The 24,563-nt window shown below is 57.7% G+C and carries 33 protein-coding genes; 28 read left to right on the top strand and 5 right to left on the bottom strand.

Annotated elements, in window-relative coordinates; all coding sequences use genetic code 11:
- Nucleotides 1–58: 58 nt before the first annotated feature.
- On the bottom strand, nt 59–1,294 hold the full coding sequence (locus tag FQ746_RS00715) for a hypothetical protein (RefSeq protein WP_144106689.1): 1,236 nt from the start codon (nt 1,292–1,294) through the stop codon (nt 59–61).
- A gap of 68 nt (nt 1,295–1,362) precedes the next feature.
- Here FQ746_RS00715 and FQ746_RS00710 point away from each other — a divergent pair, with 68 nt between their 5' ends.
- A complete protein-coding gene (locus tag FQ746_RS00710; RefSeq protein WP_144106688.1) occupies nt 1,363–2,112 on the top strand; it encodes a GIY-YIG nuclease family protein in 750 nt (249 codons plus the stop codon).
- A 112-nt stretch (nt 2,113–2,224) separates the two neighbouring features.
- Here the strand turns inward: FQ746_RS00710 and FQ746_RS00705 are convergent, their stop codons facing one another.
- Together FQ746_RS00705 and FQ746_RS00700 are read right to left on the bottom strand one after the other, a co-directional pair.
- Nucleotides 2,225–2,545, bottom strand: a complete 321-nt coding sequence (locus FQ746_RS00705) for a Gp49 family protein (protein ID WP_144106687.1) — start codon at nt 2,543–2,545, stop codon at nt 2,225–2,227.
- 3 nt (nt 2,546–2,548) lie between these two features.
- Nucleotides 2,549–3,124 (bottom strand): hypothetical protein, encoded by a 576-nt coding sequence (locus FQ746_RS00700; RefSeq protein ID WP_144106686.1) that lies wholly within the window; start codon nt 3,122–3,124, stop codon nt 2,549–2,551.
- Between the two features lie 684 nt (nt 3,125–3,808).
- Between FQ746_RS00700 and FQ746_RS00695 the strand changes: the two genes are divergently transcribed.
- The 7 genes from FQ746_RS00695 to recJ all read left to right on the top strand — a co-directional run bounded on the left by FQ746_RS00695 (nt 3,809) and on the right by recJ (nt 9,192).
- A complete protein-coding gene (locus FQ746_RS00695; RefSeq protein ID WP_144106685.1) occupies nt 3,809–4,042 on the top strand; it encodes a hypothetical protein in 234 nt (77 codons plus the stop codon).
- Nucleotides 4,043–4,168: 126 nt separating this feature from the next.
- Nucleotides 4,169–4,723: a hypothetical protein gene (locus tag FQ746_RS00690; RefSeq protein WP_144106684.1), complete on the top strand. Its 555-nt coding sequence runs from the start codon at nt 4,169–4,171 to the stop codon at nt 4,721–4,723.
- Entirely contained in the window at nt 4,720–5,814 is a 1,095-nt protein-coding gene (locus tag FQ746_RS00685) for a hypothetical protein (protein WP_144106683.1), read from the top strand. Before FQ746_RS00690 ends, FQ746_RS00685 begins: the two co-directional genes overlap by 4 nt.
- Nucleotides 5,811–6,272 (top strand): GNAT family N-acetyltransferase, encoded by a 462-nt coding sequence (locus tag FQ746_RS00680; RefSeq protein ID WP_144106682.1) that lies wholly within the window; start codon nt 5,811–5,813, stop codon nt 6,270–6,272. The genes FQ746_RS00685 and FQ746_RS00680 overlap by 4 nt, the downstream gene beginning before the upstream one ends.
- Nucleotides 6,265–6,963, top strand: coding sequence for a hypothetical protein (locus FQ746_RS00675; protein WP_144106681.1), 699 nt, complete (start codon nt 6,265–6,267; stop codon nt 6,961–6,963). The genes FQ746_RS00680 and FQ746_RS00675 overlap by 8 nt, the downstream gene beginning before the upstream one ends.
- Nucleotides 6,960–7,490, top strand: coding sequence for a macro domain-containing protein (locus FQ746_RS00670; protein WP_144106680.1), 531 nt, complete (start codon nt 6,960–6,962; stop codon nt 7,488–7,490). Before FQ746_RS00675 ends, FQ746_RS00670 begins: the two co-directional genes overlap by 4 nt.
- Nucleotide 7,491: 1 nt before the next feature.
- Nucleotides 7,492–9,192 (top strand): single-stranded-DNA-specific exonuclease RecJ, encoded by a 1,701-nt coding sequence (gene recJ / locus FQ746_RS00665; RefSeq protein ID WP_144106679.1) that lies wholly within the window; start codon nt 7,492–7,494, stop codon nt 9,190–9,192.
- A gap of 59 nt (nt 9,193–9,251) precedes the next feature.
- Here the strand turns inward: recJ and FQ746_RS00660 are convergent, their stop codons facing one another.
- Entirely contained in the window at nt 9,252–10,055 is an 804-nt protein-coding gene (locus FQ746_RS00660; protein WP_144106678.1) for a hypothetical protein, read from the bottom strand.
- A gap of 172 nt (nt 10,056–10,227) precedes the next feature.
- On the opposite strand from FQ746_RS00660, the gene FQ746_RS00655 reads away from it, so the two are divergent.
- From FQ746_RS00655 to FQ746_RS00565, 19 genes are all read left to right on the top strand, one after another.
- Nucleotides 10,228–11,244, top strand: a complete 1,017-nt coding sequence (locus FQ746_RS00655) for a hypothetical protein (protein ID WP_144106677.1) — start codon at nt 10,228–10,230, stop codon at nt 11,242–11,244.
- 559 nt (nt 11,245–11,803) lie between these two features.
- Complete coding sequence (locus FQ746_RS00650; RefSeq protein ID WP_144106676.1) at nt 11,804–12,346, top strand: hypothetical protein; 543 nt, start codon at nt 11,804–11,806, stop codon at nt 12,344–12,346.
- Nucleotides 12,347–12,361: 15 nt separating this feature from the next.
- A complete protein-coding gene (gene acpP, locus FQ746_RS00645) occupies nt 12,362–12,628 on the top strand; it encodes an acyl carrier protein (protein ID WP_144106675.1) in 267 nt (88 codons plus the stop codon).
- Nucleotides 12,612–13,109, top strand: a complete 498-nt coding sequence (locus FQ746_RS00640) for a histidine phosphatase family protein (protein ID WP_144106674.1) — start codon at nt 12,612–12,614, stop codon at nt 13,107–13,109. Before acpP (FQ746_RS00645) ends, FQ746_RS00640 begins: the two co-directional genes overlap by 17 nt.
- Before the next feature lie 16 nt (nt 13,110–13,125).
- A complete protein-coding gene (acpP, locus tag FQ746_RS00635; RefSeq protein WP_144106673.1) occupies nt 13,126–13,374 on the top strand; it encodes an acyl carrier protein in 249 nt (82 codons plus the stop codon).
- Between the two features lie 762 nt (nt 13,375–14,136).
- Nucleotides 14,137–14,517, top strand: a complete 381-nt coding sequence (locus FQ746_RS00630) for a hypothetical protein (RefSeq protein ID WP_144106672.1) — start codon at nt 14,137–14,139, stop codon at nt 14,515–14,517.
- Nucleotides 14,514–15,158, top strand: a complete 645-nt coding sequence (locus tag FQ746_RS00625; protein WP_144106671.1) for a hypothetical protein — start codon at nt 14,514–14,516, stop codon at nt 15,156–15,158. The genes FQ746_RS00630 and FQ746_RS00625 overlap by 4 nt, the downstream gene beginning before the upstream one ends.
- Before the next feature lie 25 nt (nt 15,159–15,183).
- Complete coding sequence (locus tag FQ746_RS00620) at nt 15,184–15,558, top strand: hypothetical protein (protein WP_144106670.1); 375 nt, start codon at nt 15,184–15,186, stop codon at nt 15,556–15,558.
- A gap of 5 nt (nt 15,559–15,563) precedes the next feature.
- Nucleotides 15,564–16,034, top strand: a complete 471-nt coding sequence (locus tag FQ746_RS00615; protein WP_144106669.1) for a hypothetical protein — start codon at nt 15,564–15,566, stop codon at nt 16,032–16,034.
- Between the two features lies 1 nt (nt 16,035).
- Nucleotides 16,036–16,431, top strand: coding sequence for a hypothetical protein (locus FQ746_RS00610; RefSeq protein WP_144106668.1), 396 nt, complete (start codon nt 16,036–16,038; stop codon nt 16,429–16,431).
- A 25-nt stretch (nt 16,432–16,456) separates the two neighbouring features.
- Nucleotides 16,457–16,990: a hypothetical protein gene (locus tag FQ746_RS00605; RefSeq protein ID WP_144106667.1), complete on the top strand. Its 534-nt coding sequence runs from the start codon at nt 16,457–16,459 to the stop codon at nt 16,988–16,990.
- A gap of 18 nt (nt 16,991–17,008) precedes the next feature.
- Nucleotides 17,009–17,416, top strand: coding sequence for a hypothetical protein (locus FQ746_RS00600; RefSeq protein WP_144106666.1), 408 nt, complete (start codon nt 17,009–17,011; stop codon nt 17,414–17,416).
- Between the two features lie 23 nt (nt 17,417–17,439).
- The gene (locus tag FQ746_RS00595; protein ID WP_144106665.1) at nt 17,440–17,859 is read left to right on the top strand and encodes a phage DNA polymerase-associated SH3 family protein; all 420 of its coding nucleotides are present in this window, start codon (nt 17,440–17,442) and stop codon (nt 17,857–17,859) included.
- 437 nt (nt 17,860–18,296) lie between these two features.
- Nucleotides 18,297–20,531: a family B DNA polymerase gene (locus FQ746_RS00590; RefSeq protein WP_144106664.1), complete on the top strand. Its 2,235-nt coding sequence runs from the start codon at nt 18,297–18,299 to the stop codon at nt 20,529–20,531.
- A complete protein-coding gene (trxA, locus tag FQ746_RS00585; RefSeq protein WP_144106663.1) occupies nt 20,528–20,854 on the top strand; it encodes a thioredoxin TrxA in 327 nt (108 codons plus the stop codon). The genes FQ746_RS00590 and trxA overlap by 4 nt, the downstream gene beginning before the upstream one ends.
- A 10-nt stretch (nt 20,855–20,864) precedes the next feature.
- Nucleotides 20,865–21,092: a hypothetical protein gene (locus tag FQ746_RS00580; protein ID WP_144106662.1), complete on the top strand. Its 228-nt coding sequence runs from the start codon at nt 20,865–20,867 to the stop codon at nt 21,090–21,092.
- A gap of 250 nt (nt 21,093–21,342) precedes the next feature.
- Nucleotides 21,343–21,660 (top strand): hypothetical protein, encoded by a 318-nt coding sequence (locus FQ746_RS00575; RefSeq protein WP_144106661.1) that lies wholly within the window; start codon nt 21,343–21,345, stop codon nt 21,658–21,660.
- Between the two features lie 48 nt (nt 21,661–21,708).
- Entirely contained in the window at nt 21,709–22,080 is a 372-nt protein-coding gene (locus FQ746_RS00570; protein ID WP_144106660.1) for a hypothetical protein, read from the top strand.
- A gap of 12 nt (nt 22,081–22,092) precedes the next feature.
- Nucleotides 22,093–22,353 carry a hypothetical protein gene (locus FQ746_RS00565; protein WP_144106659.1) on the top strand — a complete coding sequence of 87 codons (261 nt, stop codon included), beginning with the start codon at nt 22,093–22,095 and terminating at the stop codon, nt 22,351–22,353.
- 323 nt (nt 22,354–22,676) lie between these two features.
- Here the strand turns inward: FQ746_RS00565 and FQ746_RS00560 are convergent, their stop codons facing one another.
- On the bottom strand, nt 22,677–23,789 hold the full coding sequence (locus tag FQ746_RS00560; protein ID WP_144106658.1) for a hypothetical protein: 1,113 nt from the start codon (nt 23,787–23,789) through the stop codon (nt 22,677–22,679).
- A gap of 361 nt (nt 23,790–24,150) precedes the next feature.
- Between FQ746_RS00560 and FQ746_RS00555 the strand changes: the two genes are divergently transcribed.
- Entirely contained in the window at nt 24,151–24,525 is a 375-nt protein-coding gene (locus FQ746_RS00555; RefSeq protein WP_144106657.1) for a hypothetical protein, read from the top strand.
- The last annotated feature ends 38 nt before the right edge of the window (nt 24,526–24,563 follow it).

Below are 24,563 nucleotides of genomic sequence, written 5' to 3'. Positions count from 1 at the left end.
GGATGAAGAGACTCCACCTTCTGTGCGCACCGCGCGGGGTATGCCCTCTGCGTGTGCCCTACTTGTTGGTGTAGTGCTGCATGGTCATGGTCCGGATGACCACGTAAAGCAGAACTGCGGTCCGAACCGATGCAATGACTGAGTCATTGCGATTGCCCGTAGCCTGTTTCACACACCACTGCGCCTTATCGCGCAGCGAAAAGAGCGCGGGGTCAATGCTGCGTGAAGAGGTGTACACGCCCTTCAGACGTGCGAGTAACGTCGGCAGATCAACGTGGCTACGCATCATCGTGCGCTCTTCGGCCAGGTAGTCGAAACTGTGGATGAGGGTCTCGTTCAAGAGCTCCTCGATCTTCCCAGCGCCTGATTGCCGATAGTTATCCGACAGCCAGCCCAGCGTCTCCCGGAAAAGACGGGGTGGCGTCGTATGCATCAGCTTCTCGATCAGCTCCATCAGCTCCTCGCGCATGAACGATGACTTGTCCGTGACGATGGCGTGGAGATAGCGCGTATAGGCCAAGACGTTCTTGTTCTTGTCCTTCAGTACCACTTCGCCGTCGTAGTCCACCAGCGAAGACGTGGACTGGATGCGGATCCCCTGATGATGGATCTGCATGAAGACATCGTAGATGTTCTTGAGCATGTCCCGGATACGACCCTGCGTGTCGTTCAGAAGATAGATCACCTCCAGATCGTTATTCATTCGCGAGATCGCATTGAAGTGCAGTCCCTCCGGTGAAATCAGATCCTCGCTACGCTGTTCGAGCACACGCGCCCAACTACCCAACTGCTTGATCGCAAACTTGCCTGAGAGCGCGGCATAGGTCGCTTCCGCCGTCGCGCGATCAGCGGGGTACTTGAAATGACGAAACAGACGCGAGGTCAGGAACTTGTAGTTCAGTACCAGCGCCACATCGAGCATCGCGTCATGCTTCTGCTGGGGATTCAGCTTCGGTGAGGTGTAAAGCACATGCATGAGCCACGCACACGACAGGTTCATCGTGTCGCTCGACACATTGAACTCGGGATTCACCGTGGGGAGCGCCAGCAGTTGCTCGCTCAGGTTGTTCTGATCCGCCTTCAGGATTTCATCGAACCACTGGTCGCGATCAGCTTCCGTAAAGCGCACCACTTCGACACCGAGGAGATTGCCACCAAAGAATTTGATGTGGTCGTCGTTTTTGTGCTTCCAGCTGCTCTGGTAAGTCGCCAGCCTTTTAGCAAACGCAGAATCTAACACCAATTGACCGCACGCTTCCTCAAAAACGGTAGAAATCGATCGGGCAGTAGCCATACTGTTTTCCTTGAATTTAAACTTGGCCACATATCACTATCCTGCGCTAACAACCGTAGGATGTTTCCATGGAACTTGATTTACTTTGGACTGGCGCCAAGCCGACGCGCACGCCGAAGCTGTGCGGTGTATATGTCCTGACCCACTTGGTTTCCAAGAAGGTTTATGTAGGTAGCGCGATTGACCTTGCGGTCAGACGTGCGAGGCATTTCAATGACCTGAAGGCCAAACGCCATCCCAATCAACACTTGCAACGACTCTTCAACAAAGATCCACGCTTCCACGTGGAATTGTTTGTCGTGGCAGTTTCTGGAAGTGCCATGGATCTCCGAGAATCCGCTTTCAAGCTGGAACAGGACGTCATAAAGCACCATGAACCATCCGGGCTTCTGGTCAACATCCAAAAGGATGTCAAGCGGACGATGTTCGGCATCAAGTTCACACCGGAACACCGCGCGAAGATCTCTGCAGGGCGGAAGGGGATCGTATTTACCCCTGAGCACAAAGCAAAACTCTCAGCGTGGCAAAAAGGGAGAGCTGTCACCCCGGAAAGCCTCGCTAAGATCGTTGCCAAGACGACGGGGCAAAAGAGAACTATCGAGCAGCGGCAGCGACTGGCCGAGGGATTAAAAAAGGCGTGGAGGGATCCAGCCAAATTCTTGGGTTCACGAAACCGCTTAGATGAAATGGGACACCGCGTATCCATCGATGGAGTCGTCTATCCAAGCATCAGCGCGGCTGGGCGAGCAATCGGTCTTACCAGTGTTCGCTATCACCTCCTACGAGGAAAGAGACCTACGTGGTTTCTACTTCCTTGAAGGCTCCGACGGGACGCACCGCTTTTCGCGTTCCTTCTTTTTTTGCTCAGGTCAAATGATTGGCAACGAGACGGCATAGCGGCACCGGCCGAAACCGGTGCCGAAGATAGCGTTAGGCGGTCCGTAGCGCTTCCTGATAGAGACGCTGCTGGAGCATGAAACCTGCGATCTGCCAGATCTTCTCGCGGGCATCCTTGAAGGACACTTCGCGACCAATCTCTTCGTTGAAGTTCTCCGGACACACCGCGTAGGAGAAACCGTGCACGGTGAAGCCGTTGAAGAGCGTGATCTCGCAGACCATGACCTTCTTGCTCGGCAAGACGGTGTAGGTCGTCCCCTTGATCACGGCGTCAATGTCCGCCGGCTTATTGCGCGGGGCAGTGAGCTGTAGCTCGCGTAGGCGCGCCTCCAGGATTTTCTCGTCGACGCTCATGACTTACTCCTTTCCTTGCCCGGCACGTTTGTCTTCCAAGTACGCTTTCGCAAACCCTTCGAGACTGTGAAAGACGTGACCACCGTACGCGTCGACGAGCGACTCCAACGCCTCGCCCAGCTTTTCGAAGCGCGGCTCAGCATTGCTCGACTCGGGACTGTTCACCGACGGCTGGGTCGCATCCATGACGAGGATGAAGTCTTCCATGTCGTCCGCATCCCGGTTGGCCAAGTCCTGGCTCACTTCGACGATGTGCTCCGGCTTCACATCCGCGGCGGCCACGCCGTACACGGTGAGTGCCCCGTCGCCCGCAGGCGTCGTGTCATTGGCGAGCTGGATGTTGTCCATCAGTTCCGAGACAGCCAGAGCGTCATTGGCTTGCGACTCGGTGGCAACGCCTTCAGTCGCCGGCGCGGCTGCTGGATCAGCACGGGCGTATTCCTTGGCGAGCACTTGCGTGAAGACATCGGCGAGTGGCCCCTTCAGTTCGACCATGTCCTTATCGGTGGCATCGGAGGAGGTGCTGGCAAACGGTTCGGCGCTATCGCCTTCGAGGGCGACTTTCAGGAGTGAAGGCATCGTTGGCTTCCATGACAGAAATGAGGTGGCGTGCGCGGAGCACGCGGAACACAGGATTAGAACTATCCGAATCACCGATTCGGAAATCCGCCCCTTCCAGCCGCTGCCGCCCCTCGCCCACCCTTCGCTACCTGCCCGCCCCTGCCGCGCCCGCCAGCCGCCCTCCGCGCCCCTTTTATTGGGTTTTTAAGAAAGTCTTTGTCCCTTTGGTAGTTCGATCTGGTGGTGTGGTCTGTGTGCTGCCTGTCTGCCGTTATGCCTTCGGCTTTGCCCACAGCACACTGGCTAGGGGACCCCAGACCCCTAGCCTAAGTACCGACAAAAAACTTTAAAAGAACACCCTGAGCGGTTGGCTCTTTCCTCTCTGAGCAGCCACGCTGCTCAGACTGTTCAATGGCTGCAAGCCACCATGCTTACTCGAAGTATTTTTTGCCCACTGAAACTATAGATATGAAGAGGTCGGTCAGACCTTCAATTTAAACCCCCTGCGAACCTAGCATATCGACCCCTGGGGTTGGTAGGCGAGGAGCGAGTAAAAGGCACCGGAGGTGCCTTTTACGAGATCCGAGACTAATTAATTGGCGGGCCACGAAATCGTTCATTTTCTTTTCTGAGCAGGCCGAAAGCCTGCCTTTATGCCGTTTCAGACACATATCACTCTCTTACCAATCCACAGGAGTGACCATGCGTAGCCAAGACGAAATCAAAAGCGACATTAATCGCACAGCCACCGTAAAGAGAACTTACGAGAAGCAGATGGACGAGTTGAAGAAGGTAGTCGATGAAGACGCTGCAGAGGTCGCTAGGTTGATAACGGCAACGACTCGCGGCATCAATCGAACAGAGCGCAAACTCAAAACTCTCGGGAAAGAACTCGCGCATCGGTTGGACGCGGACGCTGGTGACGAGCAGTCGTAGTCGCTGTGATCAAGAGGGAGCCGAGCGGCTCTCTTTTTTTTTTCATTAGCCGGGCAAGTTTTATCGCGAAGGCCAAGGGTATGGTGCATCACTACTCCAATCAAAAAGCATACCGAGGCCGCAGCCATGGCAACACGGATTCAGATCAACAGCCACGACATCATGACGAAGATGTTCGTGCAGGCGCTTATCGCCGAAGCGCTGCGTACCGCGGGCTTCGTGAATGTCAAAGCCAAGATGTTCCTGATGCCGGAACAGGGCGACAAGCGTTTGCCCGTTCTGTCGGACATCTGCTACCTCGTGCCGGAGGGCGAAGCCGCCACCGACCACTGGAAGCCGGCTGTGGGCTCCTCGACCGAACACATCCTGCTCTCTGTGTCCGACGTGACGAATGCCGTCTACGAGAAGCATGAGAAGACGTTCCTGCATCGCCCTCTCGCCTCGCCACCCAATACGCTTCCCGAGATCGTGAGTACGGGTGAGCGTGTGGAAGCCCACCTCGAAGAGACGCTGGCAGGTAAAGCCGTGCAGGGTCTTGGCCTGCTGCTCGCAGAAGCACTCGATCATCTCAAAGCACACAACGAGGAATACCAGCACAGGACGCCCGACGACCTGATCATGCGTATTGAAAGCGTGCTCGAGAAAAACAAACTCGGCAAGAAAAAGGAAGGTGCAGTATGAGCAACGAACCCGTAAAGACATTCGCAAATGACATCGTGATCCTGCGCCATGCCTTTGGCCAGGAATCTATCCACGAGATCTTGACGACCTTCTATCGCTCGAAGTCAGGGCTGATGGTCAGTAAGGACCACAAGCTGGGTAACGGCGTCTCGGACGGCGCACTGAACCAGTACACCCACACCTGCACCGTGGCGCAGATGTATGTTCTTCCGAAAGATCTGGTATGGGCCCGTGCGTTCTTTCAACATCACATCGGCAAGACGGCAAAACGGCTGGTGAAACGTCAGGCGGAATACGCCGAGAAGGTGCGGGCTGCTCAGGAAAAGTGGAAGCTCAAGCGTGTCGGCCACACGCGCTGGGATGCACTGCGCACGATGCCAAGCCAGTTGCGCGACCAGCTCACGCCATATGTGTCGTGGTTTGAATCGAAGTGGCGTGAGATCCGCAACGAGATCACCGAGCCACTGCAGCACAAGGCAAATGGAGATATCGATATCCGTGAGCCGGACGACCTACCTTACTGGCTGGAACCGGGTGTGTACATCCGCGGTCAATTTCCAGACGGCAACCGGATGATTGCGTTGGGTACGCAGGTGGGCCCGGTCGTGATCTATGAAACGCCGCAGGATGTGGATGTCCCGAAGGAAGTCCATCCGACGCTGAAGATCGGCGTGACCAGCTACCGGCTTCAGATGCCCGATCCGATCCGGGGCACCGGCATGGTGCGGTTCAACCAGAACGGCCGTCCGGATCTGGGAACCTATCTGGACATCTTTGGCTACACACGTCGCCCGGGACACGATGACCACAACAGCCAGAACCTGCATGTGCGGCTCTCGAAGGTCTTCGCGTTCTATGAAGAGCAGCAAGCGCATCGCTCACAGCGCTCGCCCATGCTCGTGACGCCTGCCACGTACGGTGGCTTCCGTGGCGCATTCGTCGTTGCCAATGGTCGCGCACCGACCGAGCAGGAAATCTTCGACGCCGGCATGCGCGGTGGTCGGAAAGTGTGGGGTCCGAAGCCTGCGGCGCATGAACGTCCCGCAGACGTCAGGGACGGCTGGTGGGCACATCAGGCACCTACCGCATGATCACGTTTCGCCGCAGCCATGCCTTCGTGGATGCGGTGCGTGCAAAAACCCTGCTCGATTCGCTCAGCGTCTACTACCCCGAATTCGAGTACTGGTACGTGAACCAGTGCATGCCGGGGATCGTCACGGGAAATGACGTGCTGGTCGTGGCGGAAGCGCACCACCAGCTCATCGGCGTCGGCCTAGGGAAGGCGCGCGACGGGGAAACCAAGCTGCGCTGCATCCGTGTGGCCCCGCCCTACCAGAGCCGTGGTATTGGCCTGCGACTGGTGGACCGTATGTTACGCGAGCTGGATCACGACAAGCCGCACTGCACCGTCTGTGAGGAGATGTTTCATTCTTACAGCGCACCCTTTATCAATAGGTACGGATTTGATCTATCCCAAGTGAGCAAGCATCTGTACCGGCGAGGGAAGCTCGAGTACGTCTTCAACCAAGCAAATAGCCACCATGACTGAGCAAAAGAAAGTCGCAGCCAAAAAGGCCCCCGCCGCTAAACGGACAACGCGCGGTGCGGCAAAGAAGACAGCGCCGTCGCGCGTGACGATCACTGAAACCAACACGGTCACCCGAGAGTTCGACATCGCGGCGATCGAGCAACGGGTCGAGGCGTTCCGGGGCGACCAACCGTGGGCCACGCCCGGCAGCATCCACTTTGCCCGTTACTTCGAGCAATGGTGGGAGGTCATCCGGACCGTGCCGGAAACGGACGAGCCGATCATCCTGAATGACACAACGTCTTATCCCGAATTTGCCCGGCTCATCGAGCGTGCGGTGTTCACCTACGACCGGTACTTCAAGTTCGAGCAACCGGATGGCATGCGCGCCATCGGGTTGAAGACGATGATCGGCCCCGTCGTGTTAATTCAGCGCCGAGAAAAGAACGGCGTCGGGGTTTTCTCGTTGATGACCCCTGATGACGCGCTGGTCCGATTCGTCACGGGGAGCAATCTGAGTACGAGAGAGTTCCGATTCGATCTGGACCGCCTCCATGCTCTCTTTGGCGACCCGATGCGGCATCTCTTCTCGCACGGCGACGAGTCGGTGCAAATCAACTTCGGGCGCCGTCTCATTGAACTGCACAGCGCATTGCGCGATGCGTCCGATAAAGGCTGGATTCCACACTTCCTCGGAGGGAACCCCCAATGAAGCTGATCCTCTGTGACAAAAACGAAGAACTGATCTGTCACCTCAAGGTGGCGTTTCGCGATGTCCCGGAAACGCAGGTCGAATGCCGCGTGGCGGACATCCTGAGCTTTCAGGCCGATGCCATTGTCTCGCCTGCCAATAGCTTCGGCTGGATGACGGGCGGGATCGACAAGGCGTACCGCACGTTCTTTGGCTATGCGCTCGAGACGCGCCTGATCGATCTCATCGCCAACGATAGTAACGGCGAGCTACCGGTTGGTGACGCGATCACATTGCGCACGGTCCACCCGAATATCCAGTGGCTGATCTCTGCGCCTACCATGCGCCTGCCGGGTCCGCTGCCAGCAGGCACGCGCAATCCGTATCTGGCGATGCGCGCGGCGATGCAGCGCGCGATCAGCTACGGGTTCAAGACCGTGTTGTGCCCGGGTCTGGGAACCTTATCCGGGCGTGTTCCGCTGGAGATCGCAGCGCACCAGATGCGCGAAGGCTGGAATGACAGGTGCGGTAGCGCCCGATGGGGTTGACATGACGCAAATCACGCCACGTCCCGTGGATCCCGTCGCAGCAGCCAACCTCGCGGCCGGGGGCTTGCATCCTGTCCTCGCTCGCCTTTTCGCCTCACGCGGCGTCCTGTCCTCAACCGAATGTGACACGGGGCTCAAGGCGCTCCTTGCCCCTTCACTGCTTAAAGGGATGGGACAAGCGGCAAGCGTCCTGGCTGACGGCATCACAGCCGGCAAGCGCATGCTCGTGATCGCCGATTACGACTGTGACGGCGCAACCGCGTGTGCCGTGGCCGTTCGCGGTTTGCGCATGCTCGGCGCCAACGTCAGCTATCTCGTCCCGAACCGCTTCGAATATGGGTACGGCCTGACGCCTGAGATTGTTGCACTGGCAGCACGTCAATCGGATTGCCTGCCGGATATGCTGGTCACCGTCGACAACGGCATCGCAAGTGTTGACGGCGTGGCGGCAGCAAATGCACTCGGCATCGATGTGGTCGTCACCGACCACCATCTACCCGGCGATGTCCTGCCGCTGGCAAGCGCCATCGTGAATCCGAACCAGCCTGGCTGCGACTTCCCAAGCAAATGCATGGCCGGCGTGGGGGTCATGTTCTACGTCCTCCTGGCGTTACGGGCGGAGCTACGGACGCGCGGGACCTATCGCGAGCAGCCGGAGCCGCGTTTAGATTCGCTATTGGATCTGGTCGCACTGGGGACCATTGCCGATGTGGTGAAGCTCGATCAGAACAACCGCATACTCGTGATGCAGGGGCTCAGTCGCATCCGTTCCGGACAGATGCAGCCAGGTATTGCTGCCCTCTTTCACGCCGCGGCGAGAAAAGCGAACGTGGCGACAAGCCAGGACCTCGGCTTCGGCTTGGGGCCTCGACTCAACGCAGCGGGTCGGCTGTCCGACATGTCCCTTGGTATCGAATGTCTGACCACCGATGACGTCGGACGCGCGTATGAACTCGCCCAGCAACTGGACAGCATGAACCGGGCGCGGCGCGACATCGAGGCCGGTATGCAGCAACAAGCAATGGACGCACTGGACTCGGTCGACTGTGCGGATCGTGCCACGGTGGTGCTCTATGACTCCTCGTGGCATCAGGGCGTCATTGGCATTGTGGCGGGGCGGCTGAAGGAGAAGTTTCATCGTCCGTCCATTACCTTTGCAAGCGGTGACGAACACGGCACGGTCTGTAAAGGATCGGGGCGCTCCATTCCGGGCTTTCATCTTCGCGATGCGCTTGATCTCGTCTCCAAGCGTGAGCCGGGCCTGCTTCAGAAGTTCGGCGGACACGCGATGGCGGCCGGTCTCACAATCGCAAGTGCGGACCTCCCGCGGTTCAAGGCTGCCTTTGAAGCCGTTGGTCGAGAATGGCTCACGCCCGAGATCCTGTCGCGAAGCATGGAGACGGATGGGGACTTGGAGAGCGGGTATTTCACGCCTGAGTTCATCGGCATGCTGGAGGAACGGGTGTGGGGGCAAGGCTTCCCACCACCCACCTTCTCCAGTGATTTTGTCGTGGCCTCGCAATCGCTCATCAAGGACAAGCATTTGAAGTTACAGCTTGTGCGCGACGGGGAGCGCTTCAACGCCATCTGGTTCAATCATGCGGAACTCTTGCCGCACCACGTCACCGTCGTCTATCGCCTCGCAAGCGATGAATGGAACGGCGTACGGCGCGTCCAGCTCATGGTCGAGCATGCGGCGTAACGCGCCATAAGCTGACAGCATAAAAGCCAGGGCCTGCGCCCTGGCCTCTATGTCCGTCTTTATCGGTTTCCGCCGATCATCCTGCGGAGGTAGCGATTGTAGGAAGTGTCGTCGTTCATGAACGCGACCTTTCTCCATTTTTGCTCGAGGAAATCTTCATACGACGCTTCGGCATCCGCATATGTGTCGATGATCTCCTTGATCCGGCCCAGTTGCTGACCGCCGCGCAGTTCCCCGACATCCAAGTCAACGATGTAGAAGTTGTAGATGTAGGACTTCACAGCCCACTCCACCAACTTGACGAACTTGTGATAGCTGCGCAACTGGATGTTGTTCAGGTTCTCGTCGTTCGCCACCGTGCACCGCAGATACGAGTTCGCCGGCATCGTCATCACGTCACGCACCAGCACCGTATTTTCCGCGATGAGTTCGATCCGTGCAGTCGACGTCTGGGGAATCATCCCCATCGCATCCATGACAGCCTGCCCGCCCTGCAACATCATGTTGTTTTGTCCGTTCGCTGCTATTCCGGCTGCTGAGATCCGGGACGGGTCCGTGAAGCAGACCTCCAGCACCGACATGATCGAGCGACCATTCGTGCGCTGCTTGGGGATGCGGAAGATCGTCTCGTAGACGTCACTGCCGCCGATGCGACAGCCGTCGAGATTCACCCAGATCTGCGTGCCACCCACGAGATCACAGTCGGGTAGCACCCGCGGACGAATCACCAGACTCAGGATCTGTTCCTCGATGCTCTTGGGCGTATCGCGCCAGCGTTCAAGACGCTTCACAAAGACCGTTTGCAGAACCTCCGGTGGGATGCGCCGGCTCATCTCAAAGAGGGCTTTCGAAATCGGAGACATGGCCTACCTCGGGAAGTAAAAGAAAGTCGGCGATATATCACTGCTGTAGATAAGTACGCCGTATCAAACGATTTCCCTAATAGACCGACTCATTGTTCTTTTTTTATCCACCCTTCGTCTTGTATGAAGGGATTCACCCCAGCTGTACTTCAATAATCAAGGAAAACAAAACATGACAACGCATATCCGTGAACGCGGCCGTGTGACGGTCTACGCATGTGGTGGCGGTGGTATCAACATCGGACACAAGGTCGCACGCCTCGCTGCCGATGCGAATCCGGCGTTTGCAGAATTGCGCGTGGTCTGTATCGACACGTCGAAATCGAACCTGCATGCTGCGATCGATACCGAAAGCACCTATCTCATCGAGAGTGCAAACGGCGAACAGAAGGACGGCTCCGGTCAGGAACGTCGTGCGAACCATGCGGACATCGCAGCCCGCGTGCCGGACATCCTGCTGAAGTTCAAGCCGACGGATCTGAACATCGTCCTGTCCACTGGCAGTGGCGGCTCCGGCTCGGTGATCGCACCGTCGATCCTCTCGGAAATCCTCGCGCGCGATGGTTCCGCAGTGGCGATCCTCGTGGGCGACGACAGTACGAAGAAGTTCACCGAGAACACGCTGAACACGATCAAGTCGTACGAGAAGATCGCAACCGTGCGCGAGCAGCCGGTCGTGGTGTCCTATCTGCAAAACAGCGCAGAGATGACTCGTGCGGTTGTCGACCAGCGCATTGAAAGCCTCGTCTCGGCCCTGTGCGTGCTCTACTCACGTCAGAACCGTGAGCTCGATTCGAAAGACCTGTACAACTGGGTCCACTTCCAGAAGATCACGTCGCACCGTCCGTCGCTCGCATCGCTGACGCTGATCGAGAAGATCAGCCCGACGAGCCTCACGATGCTGGGCAATCTGATCAGTATCGCGACGCTGACCAATCAGGGCAGCGACCCGACGCTGCCGGTGCGCCCGGAAGTGCAGTTCGTGGGCTATCTGGATGGCAACGGTGCAGACCGTCTGGAGGTGCAGGCCCCGTTCCACTACGTCATCTCCGATGGCGTCTTCGGCGACGTGTCCTCGCATCTGAACGGCGTGCTGCGCGAGATGGAAGAACAAGGTGCGGCGCGTCTGCGTCGTCAGAGCATCTCGACCAGTGCCGATCAAGCCACCGACTCGGGTCTGGTTCTTTAAGCGGTGGGTAGGGTTCCTGCAGCGGCTGTTTGATCCGCCCATGCATTGGACCCTGCTCAAGGTCGAATACTCGTCAACAGCGGTGCGCGATGTGCAGGCGCACCTGCTGGTCCCAGACCCATCTGCACACCCGGACGTGGATACCGCCGTAAAGAGGATACGGTATGGATCGCACGTCTGGATGGTCTTACATGAGCAAATGGGACAGACGAGTCCGCTATCCAGACCCCTCTACTGACATAAGACATCGAGCACGCCCTTTACTAATGGCGTCAATCAAAGCGATCTGACCTGAGAAAGACTTGAGTTCCAGCTGCGGCCCTGATCAGCCGACCTGGTTCCATGAGATCAAGGGTTACTGAGTCTGACTCCCGAGGGAGGGATAGGCTCTGCATCGCACGCGATTACGGTTCAGTGAGCACCACCCTTCTCTACTCCAGCGCCCAGGATCCTACGGGAGGCGGCGCCTTTGGAGCCAACCCAACCTTGCGGTGGGTTTGGTATGAGCACCTGCGCGCGCCTATACCAAACCACCTGCATCTTTCACCGAGATCGCACCATGAGCACCGTCGAAGATATTGCTGTAGAGATCGATGTGACGCGCAGTCATATCTACCTGCCCGATCGCATCGTGGTGTTTCGCCACGCCGAGTTGCATGAGTCAGGCACGGCGCTCTCCAAGACCGGTCACGACCGTGCGCGCTATATCCAGGATTGGATGCCACGCAACTTCGGGAAGCCCGACTACATCTACGTGCCCGCCTTTTACGGCGACACCAAGGACATCAGCATCATCACTGGCCAGACCGTCAAGCCACTGCACAACCAGATGGAACGCGACTGCCCCATGCTCGATGCGGGCGCCTTTCATCAGAACGCGCTTTTCCGCCTCGGCCATGAACTGCGCTACGAGCACCGTCATCCGGGTATCAATGTCTACGTCTGCTGGACCCGTGCAGAGCTACCCGCTTTCTTCAAGGCTCTGGGTCTGGCCGAGGGCAGCTATCCCGAAATCTGGCCGGAGAACGATTACGGTTCGGTCTACGTGATCAATTTCCAGAAGAGCCAACCCGTCGTCTCGAAATTCACCATGATGTTCTAACCCACGAGGTCCGCCATGCGCAGCATCGAGGAGAAGGTCAAAGCCATCATCGCCACGAACCTGGGGATGATCGGGACGATACCGGACGCCAGTGACCGCCTCGAGGAAGACCTCGGTGCGGATTCTCTCGACACGATCGGGATGCTCCTCGAGATCGAGGATGACTTCAACATCGAGATCCCGGCCAAGATTAGCCAGAAGCTCAAGACCGTGGGCGAAGTGGTGAAGTTCGTTGAATCGGTAATTACTCCAGCCAGAGATAGAGATGTCGCACTCCCCTAAGCAGATTCTCGTGATGCGCCACGCCGAGAAGCCTGACAACAAACACGAGACGGGGCTGTCTGAAGCCGGTCACCGTCGGGCAGACCTGCTCGCGACCTACATCCCGAACACCTACGGGATCCCGGATTACGTCTACGCCTCGTCACCCACGAAGCGCAGCGTGCGCCCCATGCAAACAGTCACGCCGCTCATGCAGCAAGATCGCTTGTACTGGGGCAAGGGCGTTCCACTCGACATCTCGTTTCCGGACTCGATGGCGAAGGAACTGGGTGAGCGTCTGCTCACGCATAAACACTTTGTCAACAAGACGGTGCTTGTCTGTTGGCACCATGGCTATATCCCTGAGCTCATCAAGGCGTTGGGCGTGGAAAACCATGGTCATTATCCCGACCCGTGGGATCCGAGTGTCTTCGATCTGATTGTCAGCATCGACTTTGAATCAGGTCGTCCTCTGGCTAGTCAAGCCGTCACTCCCTTTTAAAAGAGAAAAGAAGAAAATGGAAAAGACCATCAATGAACGCATCGTCGGCCTCGTGTGCGAACAACTCGGCGTGCGCGAGGCGGACGTCAAACCCGAGGCCGACTTCGTGAACGACCTCGGTGCGGACTCGCTCGATCTGGTTGAACTCGTCATGTCTGTCGAGGATGAGTTTGGTTTCGAAATCGCGGACGAAGAAGCAGAAAAGATCACGACGGTGCAGGCTGCGATCGATCGCGTGAAGCAGGAATTCCCGGCACTCGCCTAAGCCTTTTTCAATCGGCGCCCCGCCATTCTTTCCAGGCGCCGCTCTCTCGCGCCAATGCCGTGGTGCTATCGCGGGCTGTCGCGCGTTCGACGTTCGCGGGTACCGACAACTGCACTGGTCGTTCAGTCACGCCCCATTGACTTCACCACATCCTACAGAAGACCGGGTCAGCGCGATGCTGCGGTCAGTGAAGGAGGGCATCATGAAACGCTAAGGCCTTGTGACTCTCCTTTATTGGAGAGCCATCGATCACCCATTTCCTATCGCTATAATCGCCCCGCTCCGGGGAGAAGACGTATCGCGTCCATCGATGACTTACCGAGCCGGTGTCAGCCTGTCCTTACTCAATGCGCGTAAGGAAGCCGTGACACTTTCCTGCGGTAGGCGTGAGTCGCACGATGTCATGATGGGACCCCAACCGACTCAGCGGGGTAAGCATAGAGTGTCGTACCGCTATACCGCACAGCCGCGCTCAAGAGGCAGTGCATCGGGGATAGCCACCAGGATCGCAATCGCGAGGCGTGGTTATCCCCACTTTTCCTTTTATGCCGTCATTTCGTCCTGGAGAACATCATGGCAATCATCCTCATCGTCGGGATCATCCTGGGTATGTGGATCAACAAGCATTTCAAGGTCAAGATCACGCGGCGGCGTGACGAAGAGAATTAACCCTCCCAGACGCATCAGAACGCCCTTGGCGCCGCTGGTAATAGGAAATATATACGTAGGCCCGAAATTCTATAGCTGAAGGAGCCTACAAAGGTGTATCGACAAGCCACCCTGATACAAGACATCGGAGAGTTTCGCAGACTGCTTGAACCGAGCCTGCAGGCGCTTTTTCATCGCGATGAGTTCGGCCTGATGGGCTGCACGATGGAAGATGCGTTCCAGTGGATCATTGGACACCAGATCGAGAACGTCTATGGTCTTCTGGTCCATGGACACACTCGGGGTGCCAGCGTGTACAGCATGATCCACGCTCAGGTAACGGCAGGATCGCCCTACCCTATCGATACGCTTACAAGTACGTTCATCAAGGTACCGGCCATCTACGACGAGCAGGCGCTCAGCCTGAGCGTGCGGAACAGAGACCTGTACCTCCACTATTTCTTAGACACCGCGCTGATCTTTAATCGACCATGAACGAGTACCCCGTTACCGATACGCTTTTGCTGGACCCTCTTCCCGTAGCGGCTGTGCTCGAAGCTGTCATTGGCGACTTCCTGACCGAGCCAGCCTCAGGCGTCTATATCAAGGGGCGGTTCGATCCCGTCATGGTCCCTGGTGGTGTCTATCACCAGCGCGACCCGAACATCTTTAAGGGCAGTGGTCTCGAAGAGCGCGTCGTCGTGACCAGTATCGACCACATTGACAAGACTGCGCCCGTGCTCGATCTCGATGCCAATGTGGCGATCACGGTCAGCCAGATGCGCTTCCTCTCATCCCGACCAACCTTGCCCGGTCGAGGTGTCGCGATCATCAAGCGCTGCATCGGCGACCTGCTCTGTCACTACGGCGATAAGCGCGAGAACCCACCGGTGGTTTCGACCCCGGCCCTTTACGGCGAATTCCTCAAGCCCGAGTTTCGCGAGGAGCCGGAAGTCTACGAACAGATCTTGGGCGTGCTGCTGCCAATCGAATCACAGGTCCGTGAGTTCCTGGGTCACGATCACTGGGTCGTGCACTTTCTCCGACAGGATCGCTTCAGCCTGTACGTGGAGAAGTCGCTCGACTACCGCATCATCGAGTGGCACCAGCAGAACAAGGTCCCCTATCGCAGCTAATCACCCCGTCCATCACGGAGAGACCATGAATAAAGTAACGTTGATTTCCGTGAGCGACATCCTGAGTCTGGTGCGGGAGCGGGCCCGTCCTCATCTGTCGAGCGACGTTCGGTCATCGGCTTTGCAGTCGTTCACCCGGGCGACGCTGCAGATGCTCCTCGATGAAGTCTTCGGGCAGGACGCCGATCCGCGCAACACGGGTCGTCTCGATCGTACGGAAGCGTATCTCGTTGCCGCCGGTGTCGATCAGGCCAGTGCCCACCACCTGGCCGAAGAAGCGTTCGTCCATCTCGTTGAAACCGTGGGGGCGGCCGCGCCCGATCTGAACTTTCCCAGTGGATCAGACGTTCGGATCGAACTGTTGCGTCATGACCTGCGTGTCACTTACCTTTATCTTTAAGCCCCATGACCCCTCTCGTTCTGGATACGCGAAGCCTGATTCGTGAGTACGCCGAGTACATGCCCTTCTTCGCCTTCTACGAGATGGGCATCAAGGACGTGATACGGGACGCGGTGCTTACACGTTCCTTTAACAGCCCTTACACCACCAATTCATTTCATGGCCATCGCACAGCGCGTGGGTTCGTGGCGAAGGTGCTGGACGACTTTGAGTTCGCACTGGACCATTACAGCGAGCTGGGTGAGACTGCGCCCCACTCTCCGCTACTCGCGCTCGAATGTGCGGCAGAGAACCTGGCTGTCATCCGTTTCGTTGCCGCTGAAATCGAACTGGCGGCCGATACCCTCCTTCACCAGCATCTGGCCACCCGGCTTTTCGAGATCGCGCAGGACGGCAGCCGACCCAGTCTGCAGCCGCGCTGGATCGCGGATGACTTGCTGGTCTTCGTGCGTACGTTGCGCGGCAAGGAGTATTGACGTGAGCGAATCGCAGCACCTCGTCCTGGCCTCACCGCCCGCACTGCGCGCTCTGCGCCAGTGGGTGGTCGGGCCGCCTATGCCGACTGTTGATGTCGACTGGCTCTTCCAGCAACTCTTTGGCTCAGTCCAGGTGCAGGACATTTCTTACTCGCGTGAGCTGTATGGTATTGCAGACCACATGGCGTTCGGAGATGGTCTTTGGGGCCATAACGACGTCACAGAGTCCGAGCGCCTTGAGCTCGCTCAGCGTATCATCCTCGCCGGCGAAGCCGTCACCCAGGAGTTACACACCCTGGGGGCGTATCAGCAGGATGGTTTCTTTCCTTATCGTTTCAAACAGTATCGTAACGATGGTTTTCTGATCTTCGAGCGCACCGATCGGGAAGCCGCGTAATCGTCGAATGTGGAGTCTGACAGTCATGGGCTATTTCGTAAGGGGCCCGCAAGAGCCCGATAACATCATCCTGGAGACGCGCGGCTTAATGGCCGAGCTCTATGCCCAGATCCCGGAGATGGCCGCCGAGGACGATCATTCCCTGATCGACCGCGCGATGGAATGTCTCGCGTATGAGAAGCGCGCGGAGGACCAGCTGACTTCCCTGTGCTATGAGCTGCTCTCCGATGTGATGGCACTGCCCGGTGAGTCGCGCGAGATACCGTATCTCGCCCTACCCGGCTTCGATCTGGAAAGCCGCCATCGACAAGCCGTAGAGCGCGCGACGGCTGGTGCCAACCAGATCTATCGGTTCGGCAACGAGGTGCTCGCGCTGTGCCGCAATCTCGGTCTCTATCGCAACGGCTACCTGCACTACCACCTCACAGACTGGATCGGTCGCGACATGGTGCTCACCCGCACCCTCGTCCCCGTCATCCACCTGAATCGTCCAATGGAAACTGCGACAGACGATGACCTCTATGTCCTCACTCCCCTGCGGAAGGTGCGACGCCGATAACCTCTTCCGGAGCGCGCCATGTGTCGCCCTGAATCAGACGTGCGCTTTCCCGAAAAGATGGTCATCCCTACCCGCGACCTGATCCTTCAGTACCGATCCCGGCTCGCCGGCCTCACCCTCTCTCCCGCCGCCTTCGAAGAACTGGTCCGTCAGTGCCTCGACATGTATATCGAGTGGCAAGGGGACGAAACGGAATTCGGCGATCTCCCCAATTTGAATCCTATAGAGATCCCGGAACTGCGTGGCGAGCACCGTCTCGACGTGTACCGCCAGGTGGTCCAGGCGACCGGTGAATTTGCGGCCGCGCTCCAGCAGCGCCTCATTGAGACGGGCCTCTTTCTCGATGGGAACATGAAAAGCAATATCGACTACGGCTTCGATCGCTTTATCGGCAACGACATTCTGCTCTTTCACTTCCCCTTTTAGCCTTTCTTTTTTTGGTGAAATCCATGTCGTATAACTACCAGATCGGTCAGGTGCTCAGCTTCAGTCTTTACCCGACCGCGGTGCTTGGCAACAGCCTCGATAACGTCACGGTGCTGGGCACGCTCGATCAGGACTCAGCCAACGCGATCATCGACACGGTGGGGATGTACCTGAAGGTGGCGCCCTATCTGCCGTCGCCGGTGCCCACTGGGGCGGACCAGTACAACTACATCAAGGTCAAGACCTCGCAGGGTGTCATCACCGCGCTTGGCATGCCCTGGATCAACGAGAGCACGATTGTCGCGACCACCAATCAGACGATCACGGCGACGATCTCGGGGGTCACGGCGTCGGATGTGACGGGTGTGCAGAACGCTCTCATCAGCAATGGCTATACCAACATCTCGGTGTCGATCAATAGCACGACCGCAAGCAGCAGTTAGGATCAACCGAGCAGGTAAATATTTACCCAATGTGCTTATGGTTTGTTCGGGAGTGATGCCCCGGATTGCTTGGGCGGGTTCACAGATCCCAGGCGAGTCGCGCGTGCGGTGCAAAGGGTGCTTGGTGACACCCGGCTTGCCTGTCAAGAGTCACATTCTTGCAGGAACTCTGACGAGGGGAGTTGTCGGAGTCACCTTGGAAGTAGCTTGAAGCGAGCGTAGTTGGAGGTGCGGCGTGTTTTCCTTTCCTTGGGCGCGCCGGGCTTCATCCATGCGAATGCGCTACGTGTGCGCTCGCTACTTTCTGACCTTGCGAGGGAGGACTTCGGTCCTCCCTCTTTTTTTGCCTGTGGGAGCCGCCCGGCTCTCTTTATGCCGGCACACACCTTTTTTACCGCCCCGCCTCATCCTGTACGAGCAAGTGAGAGGGACTCACCATGTCTGCAATCCAAAGCCCGTTTGTACTACCAGCGAGCGAGTACAAACGCGATATCGACGTGTTCCGCCATTATGTTGATCAGGCGAGCGCGTTCCTTGCACTGCGTACCGGCCGCTCCCAGGAGTATTGCCGCGAGTACGTAAAGAAGAATCTGAAGGCCGATGGTCGCTTCCCCTTCAAGGATCCGGCTATCCAGTATCTGCGTCGCAATGAGAACGGTGATCGTGAGAAGGTGGAAGGCACGCTCGGCGGGTATCTCGCGGAGTCGGTGAAAGAACACCAACTGATCGCCCCGACGCTCACTACCTACTATCACCCGAAGGTCAAGAAGTCGCTCCTCGCCGGGTTCATTGATAACCGCGTCTCGCGCCGTAAGGTCGCCAAAGGCGAGATGTTCAAGGCGAAGATGGATGGCAATGAAGTGCTGCGCATCCTGAAGGACAACGAGCAGACAAACATGAAGCTCACGTCCAATGCCTGCTCAGGGGCGCATGTGTCCGCCTCCACCCCGCTTTACAACAAGACCGCCCACTCGACGCTGACGTCGAACTGTCGCTGCACGGCGGGCTACGGATCCGCCAACAACGAGAAGCTGCTCAACGGCAACCGGCATTACTGGTCGCCGGACATCGTGAAGAACAACATCATCGCGATCATTCAGAACACGGACTACCTCGCAATCGACGCAGCGATGACCGAGTTCGGCATACGTCACCCGAGCGTCGAGGAGACGATGGAGTGTATCCGGTACTCGACACAACTGTATTTCCGCGACAAAGCGCAGCACGAACAGATTGAAGCGCTGATCAAGAAGCTCTCCGCCATTCAGCGCAGCGCCTTTGTCTATACGGGCGACCTGTATCACCTGATGCGGTTCAATGATCAAGTCGTGCGCGACTTCATCACCGATCTGTCTTCCCCGACGATCCCGGTCGAGGGTGTGGACTTCGAGCATGTCCGGACCTGTCTCTGGCCGCGACGAACCGATGTGGATTTCGATGCGCATCGCAAGACGCTCAAAAGCGCGAACGAAGATCACGTGGCGCTCGCCGCGCAACTCGTGCCTTCGGCGATGCGAGGTCTCAAGGTGAGTGACACGGTGAACGGGGAAGTGGAGCTGTTGCTAGCGTCGACGACCGAACACGTTGGCTCGACCGTCGAGCGTTACCGCAACTTCATCCGGGCGTTCTTTGTCACGAAGAATGTCCCTGCCTCGCTCGCCGTCTTCCCAGAGAGTATCCGACGATCGGCGCTGATGGGCGATACCGACTCGACCATCTTCACTGTGCAGGACTGGGTCACCTGGTACAACCGCGGGAAGCTCGGATATGACGATCGCTCCAGCGGAGTCGCGGCGACGATGATCTTCCTGTCCGCTCAGACGGTCACGCACATTCTCGCGCGCATGTCGGCCAACTTCGGGATTGAAGAGAGCCGCGTCTTCCAGGTGGCGATGAAGAACGAGTTCAAGTTCGATGTGTTCGTACCAACCCAAGTGGCCAAGCACTATTACGCCTCGATCGGCTGCCAGGAAGGCAACCTGCTCGCTGCACAGGACACCGAGATCAAGGGCGTGCACTTGAAGTCGTCCAACGCACCGCGGGCAGTGATGGCGCAGGCAAAGGCGATGATGGTTCGCATCATGGAGACGATCATGGCCGAGAAGCAGATCTCAGCCCTCTCGATCATCCAGGAGATCGCAGACCTCGAACACGAGATTCGATCGTCGATCCTTGAGCGCTCGAGTTACGAGTACTTCCGCATCGGTCAGATCAAGACCGCGGAGTCGTACACCTTGCCGCCAGAGAAATCGAACTTCGCCTACTACACACTGTGGAACGAAACGTTCGGAACGAAGTACGGCATGGTGCCGGAGCCTCCCTATAGCTCGGTGAAGATCTCTGTTGACCTGAAGTCGCCCGCGAAGATCAAGGCGTGGCTGTCGGCGATGGAAGACCGGGACCTCGCGGAGAAGCTCGCGTCGTGGATGCTCAGGGCGGGTAAGAAGCAGATCACGACCTTTCATGTGCCTGAGCAAATCATCCAGTCGGTGGGCATTCCCAAAGAGATCCTCTCGCAAGTGGCGCTGCGCAAGATCATCACCGATACCACGTCCGTATTCTATTTAATCTGCGAGTCGCTCGGAATTTACCTCCAAAACAAGCAGATGACTCGTTTGTTCAGCGATTTGTATGCCCCAACACCCAAAGAACCTCTGAAGGAAGCAGCATGAGTGCAGAAATTCGACATACCAGCGAAGCGAACTTCGAACAGGACGTGATCAAGGCAGAGCTGCCGGTCCTGCTCGACTTCTGGGCGGAATGGTGTGGTCCGTGCAAGTTGCTTGCTCCGACGCTCGACCAGATCGCTTTGGATTACCAAGGAAAGCTGCAGATCGTTAAGGTCGACGTGGACCAGAACCAAAGTATCGCTGCGCGCTTCGGTGTGCGCGGTATCCCCACCCTCGTGCTGTTCAAAAAGGGCACGCTGATCGCGCAGAAGGTCGGTGCGCTGTCGAAGTCCCAACTGAAAGCCTTCCTCGACCCTCACTTGTAGGAGCATCGTCGTGAAAACAGTTCTGGCGGTTTTAGGCGCATGGGTTTTGATCTCGATTATGGTAGCGGCCTTGTACGTGAAGATCAAAACCAGCTGGCGGCGTCGCGATAGGAAAGACACACCACTCGGCGTCGATGACAGCGATCTTCGCGAGTTGCTCGGCAAAGCCATCGATGCCGCCAAGCAGGCGACATCACCAGCAGATCCTGTCGTAGGCGTTCCCAGGGAACTGACATGACGCACCACTGCACAGACTGCAGGTATGGCGCAAAGGACGTTTTCGACCGAGTGCGGTGCCAAGCCCCGCAAAACGTAGACTCGGTGAGTTTGGCCACTGGTCGCACCCTCTGGAATGCGCCGAGCGCCGAAATCCATCGGTCAAGCGGATGGTTCGCTGCCCGCCTGTTCGGACTGTGTGGCAAAGAAGGTCGCTGGTTTGAAACGAAGGTCATAAAAGCCCGCACCGAGGCGGGCCAGGGAGAGAAGTCATGCCGGACGTAACAGCATACTCGAAGCGCGTGCGCGCGCCCTGGGAAGACGAGGCGATCGACACCAGTCGTCTGCCTTCCGGCTGGACTGATGTCCTGATCTGCCTGATCGAACGCGGTCCGGTGGATGACGGTGACATTCCATCGAAGTCGGCACGCAACGCCCTCCTCGAAGCCGGGTTTGCCGCGAAGGTGATTATCGACCAGAAGGAAGCCGGCAACGTCGCGACCTACTACGGTCGAGCACTCTATTGTCAGCTCGTCGACGAAGACAATCTGGAAGCCGCTATCGCCAAGCGTCAGGCCAGCAAGCTATAACTCAACGCCGCCCCAGTCATGAGCAAAAGAAATAAAAGTCGGGCAAAAGTGGACACGAGCATCCAGCTCGATCTCGGGATCGCCTATCACCTCGCCCTCGGCGAAATGCGGGCCGGCCGTGGATCGGAAGAGCACTGGTCGACGATCGTGTGTGCACTGAACATCGCACTGGTGCTCTCGGAACACAGCAACCAGCGTGAAGCGGATGTCGCAGTGGTCAATGGTGCACTCGACAGTGCGGTCGCCGCGCGCGACGCCGCACAGATCTTCAACATCTGGCAGTTCGATGAGGATCAGGGTCGAAAGATCGCTGACGCCATCCTGCTGCACGATGAGCAGATGAGTCGCATCAGTCGTCGCACGCTCAAGGCCGCGATGGATGAGATGCACCGTCGTCTCGCCAGTCAATCGCAGGGCTAACCGGACCCCGTCATGTCAGAGATCGAAATTCCCCTGCGCGTCGTACGCGTTGAGCGTCGTTGCGCCAACGCACTCTGCGTCAGCGGGAAGATGCTACCCAGCGGAAACGTCAGCGTGTCTCTCGGCGAAGGGTCTGGTCCGCCGATGTACGAGCATAAATGCGGCCACTGCGGCCGCACTCAGAAGTTTTATCAGACCTATCCATTCACGAAGTACGTTGAGGACAAAGAAGATGCCCCAGACATCAAAACCAGCAAAGGTCGTCAGCGTTGACTACCAGTGCGATGTGGAAGGTTGCGATGGGGTGATGCGCCCAGCGGGTATGAATATGCTGCTTAGCGACCCACCGCAGTACCCGCATGAGTGCACCGTGTGCAAGACACCGATGAACTTCCCCCATCGCTATCCCAACTTCGGATACGTCCAAGAATGACGCTCTGGATCCTGATACTGACCCAGCTTACCTGCGACCTCCTCGGCGCGGTAGGTAGTGTGTACTTCCACGTGAGCCTCGAGGACGGGATTGATGCCGGCCTCTTCGCGTGGTGCGCTGGTGCAGGACTCTACCTGTTGTACGACCGATATATCCGCCGTGACTAGGCCACAGCTGACATCGCTCCAGGGTTCGCCTTGGAGAGGATGTCGGTTAGCTCCTCTATGACGTCTTGTCGGACTAGCGGGTCCATGACCCCATCGAAGAGCCGCTCCTGCTGCCATCCAAGGAAGGTCCGGTTGATGAGGTCCACTTCCAGCTGGTTGCGGGTCTGCGGGGAACCCATCGCCATGGTCAGAACGAAGTCCAGCATGGGCAGACGTGCCAATGCCAGTGCCCACATCGCCTGTCGCGTTGGCGCCATGTCAGGCACCTTCATCGCCTGTTCCATATTGGAGCGCGCAGCGGCCGGCACGCTTTGCAGGGTCCCGACGAAGTTCATCGGATGCCGGTCGAAGTTGGTCAGGATCTGGTTGTAGCAGGCATCGACCTTGGCCGAGTAATCGATCTGGGCAAACGGATGCTTGCGGATCGATTCACCTACCGCCTCCTTCGCCTGGAGCTTGCGTATCCGGTTGAAGAGCGCCTGATCCAGGTGGCTGAAGAGCATGTTCGGTAAAACGTACATGTGGATGAACATCATCGTCGACTTCTCGTCGACCCCACCGGTGATCCCATCCTGCGCGAGGCGAAACGCCCGGTACTGGACCATGAGCATCGGGACGTTGATCGCAATCACACAGATACCCGTCTCTGTCCCGGTGAGGTGGCCATTAGGCAGGTTCATGTAGAGATCGCTGCGCGGGTGCCGCAACACCCGCACCGGCGTGACGTTTTGCCAGTCGTCGTGGGTGCGATCGACATCGAACGTCTCAGTGTGCGCCAAGAGGACCTCATCATGACCGGGGCCGTAGAAGTCTCCATCCCACATCTTTCCCCTATAGAGGGACGAAGTCATTTTCAACGCCATCGACAGATTGAGTGAGACGGCATCCACGTTCGCGAAGTACCGCTCCAAGTTGTGAGAGAGCGGGATATTCACGCTCTGGATCAGCTTGACGAGGATGTGATCACTCTTCACCGCCATCGGGGCATTGCGATAGTAGCGAATCACTTGGCCGATATTTCGCCGCAGTCCCTCACGGACGTAAGGCCACAGGCCCGGGATTTGGATGCCTTGGAGCGCCCTCGGCACCAGATTGAAAAGCGTGTGCATAGCGACGCATCCAGTTGGGAATTTGACAGTTCATAAAATTGAGAGCCGACCATGGGACACGCAGAAAGCGCAACCGAATCCGCCATCAAACACGGAGCCTACGACGACCGAGAGCCCTACTACCTTCATGCTCCGGATGAAGTCGATGATTGCCCGCCCTCGCAAGCCGAAGCCCCCAAGCCCAAACGCGGCTCCCGATACAAGAAGGGCCGTCGTTGGTGGGAGCAGTCACCTTGGGAGCGTAAGCGTTGAGTGTCACCGATTCAAGGGCACATCAGCGAGCCCATAACTGCGCCCGCTCAACGTCAACCACGACCGGACGACGGTAGTGGGAAATCCGCTAGAGAAAAAGACAATACAAATGCGAACCATTGAGACCACCCTTGTCGAGGTGAGTAGCTATCGGCAGCTGCTAGCTGGCTGGCACGACGAACATAGTCCCGCCCCGCGGGAAAAGGAGATCGTTGCAGTCGAGAGTTTTCTGCGCGCGCTGCCGCCGGACCTCGCTCCACCCATACCCATGATCTCAGGTGTCACTGCCCAGCTAGGACTCTACTGGGACCGCCCGGAAAACTACATCGATCTCGAATTCGAAGAGGAAGGGGTGATCAGTGTGTTGATCGTCCATCGCCGCAGCACACCCCGAGAGCACTGGTTCCCCCGAATGACGGCGGGCGATTTCACGCCTGAGTTTCTCACTACGCACTTTTGCCACCTACGCAAGGTCGAGGCATGACACGAAAATCTTTGAGATCAGTGGCCCTCATGACACTG

The organism is Paraburkholderia sp. BCC1886 (genome assembly GCF_900996245.1).
Lineage (GTDB): Bacteria > Pseudomonadota > Gammaproteobacteria > Burkholderiales > Burkholderiaceae > Paraburkholderia.
The sequence above is the reverse complement of the archived record's forward strand: the minus strand, read 5'-3'. Positions and strand labels throughout refer to the sequence as shown.

Bases quoted from the DNA above. Each gene is read 5' to 3' on its own strand.
- FQ746_RS00715 (WP_144106689.1), bottom strand. From the start codon at position 1,294: ATGGCTACTGCCCGATCGATTTCTACCGTTTTTGAGGAAGCGTGCGGT.
- FQ746_RS00710 (WP_144106688.1), top strand. From the start codon at position 1,363: ATGGAACTTGATTTACTTTGGACTGGCGCCAAGCCGACGCGCACGCCG.
- FQ746_RS00705 (WP_144106687.1), bottom strand. From the start codon at position 2,545: ATGAGCGTCGACGAGAAAATCCTGGAGGCGCGCCTACGCGAGCTACAG.
- FQ746_RS00700 (WP_144106686.1), bottom strand. From the start codon at position 3,124: ATGCCTTCACTCCTGAAAGTCGCCCTCGAAGGCGATAGCGCCGAACCG.
- FQ746_RS00695 (WP_144106685.1), top strand. From the start codon at position 3,809: ATGCGTAGCCAAGACGAAATCAAAAGCGACATTAATCGCACAGCCACC.
- FQ746_RS00690 (WP_144106684.1), top strand. From the start codon at position 4,169: ATGGCAACACGGATTCAGATCAACAGCCACGACATCATGACGAAGATG.
- FQ746_RS00685 (WP_144106683.1), top strand. From the start codon at position 4,720: ATGAGCAACGAACCCGTAAAGACATTCGCAAATGACATCGTGATCCTG.
- FQ746_RS00680 (WP_144106682.1), top strand. From the start codon at position 5,811: ATGATCACGTTTCGCCGCAGCCATGCCTTCGTGGATGCGGTGCGTGCA.
- FQ746_RS00675 (WP_144106681.1), top strand. From the start codon at position 6,265: ATGACTGAGCAAAAGAAAGTCGCAGCCAAAAAGGCCCCCGCCGCTAAA.
- FQ746_RS00670 (WP_144106680.1), top strand. From the start codon at position 6,960: ATGAAGCTGATCCTCTGTGACAAAAACGAAGAACTGATCTGTCACCTC.
- recJ (WP_144106679.1), top strand. From the start codon at position 7,492: ATGACGCAAATCACGCCACGTCCCGTGGATCCCGTCGCAGCAGCCAAC.
- FQ746_RS00660 (WP_144106678.1), bottom strand. From the start codon at position 10,055: ATGTCTCCGATTTCGAAAGCCCTCTTTGAGATGAGCCGGCGCATCCCA.
- FQ746_RS00655 (WP_144106677.1), top strand. From the start codon at position 10,228: ATGACAACGCATATCCGTGAACGCGGCCGTGTGACGGTCTACGCATGT.
- FQ746_RS00650 (WP_144106676.1), top strand. From the start codon at position 11,804: ATGAGCACCGTCGAAGATATTGCTGTAGAGATCGATGTGACGCGCAGT.
- acpP (WP_144106675.1), top strand. From the start codon at position 12,362: ATGCGCAGCATCGAGGAGAAGGTCAAAGCCATCATCGCCACGAACCTG.
- FQ746_RS00640 (WP_144106674.1), top strand. From the start codon at position 12,612: ATGTCGCACTCCCCTAAGCAGATTCTCGTGATGCGCCACGCCGAGAAG.
- acpP (WP_144106673.1), top strand. From the start codon at position 13,126: ATGGAAAAGACCATCAATGAACGCATCGTCGGCCTCGTGTGCGAACAA.
- FQ746_RS00625 (WP_144106671.1), top strand. From the start codon at position 14,514: ATGAACGAGTACCCCGTTACCGATACGCTTTTGCTGGACCCTCTTCCC.
- FQ746_RS00620 (WP_144106670.1), top strand. From the start codon at position 15,184: ATGAATAAAGTAACGTTGATTTCCGTGAGCGACATCCTGAGTCTGGTG.
- FQ746_RS00615 (WP_144106669.1), top strand. From the start codon at position 15,564: ATGACCCCTCTCGTTCTGGATACGCGAAGCCTGATTCGTGAGTACGCC.
- FQ746_RS00605 (WP_144106667.1), top strand. From the start codon at position 16,457: ATGGGCTATTTCGTAAGGGGCCCGCAAGAGCCCGATAACATCATCCTG.
- FQ746_RS00600 (WP_144106666.1), top strand. From the start codon at position 17,009: ATGTGTCGCCCTGAATCAGACGTGCGCTTTCCCGAAAAGATGGTCATC.
- FQ746_RS00595 (WP_144106665.1), top strand. From the start codon at position 17,440: ATGTCGTATAACTACCAGATCGGTCAGGTGCTCAGCTTCAGTCTTTAC.
- FQ746_RS00590 (WP_144106664.1), top strand. From the start codon at position 18,297: ATGTCTGCAATCCAAAGCCCGTTTGTACTACCAGCGAGCGAGTACAAA.
- trxA (WP_144106663.1), top strand. From the start codon at position 20,528: ATGAGTGCAGAAATTCGACATACCAGCGAAGCGAACTTCGAACAGGAC.
- FQ746_RS00575 (WP_144106661.1), top strand. From the start codon at position 21,343: ATGCCGGACGTAACAGCATACTCGAAGCGCGTGCGCGCGCCCTGGGAA.
- FQ746_RS00565 (WP_144106659.1), top strand. From the start codon at position 22,093: ATGTCAGAGATCGAAATTCCCCTGCGCGTCGTACGCGTTGAGCGTCGT.
- FQ746_RS00560 (WP_144106658.1), bottom strand. From the start codon at position 23,789: ATGCACACGCTTTTCAATCTGGTGCCGAGGGCGCTCCAAGGCATCCAA.
- FQ746_RS00555 (WP_144106657.1), top strand. From the start codon at position 24,151: ATGCGAACCATTGAGACCACCCTTGTCGAGGTGAGTAGCTATCGGCAG.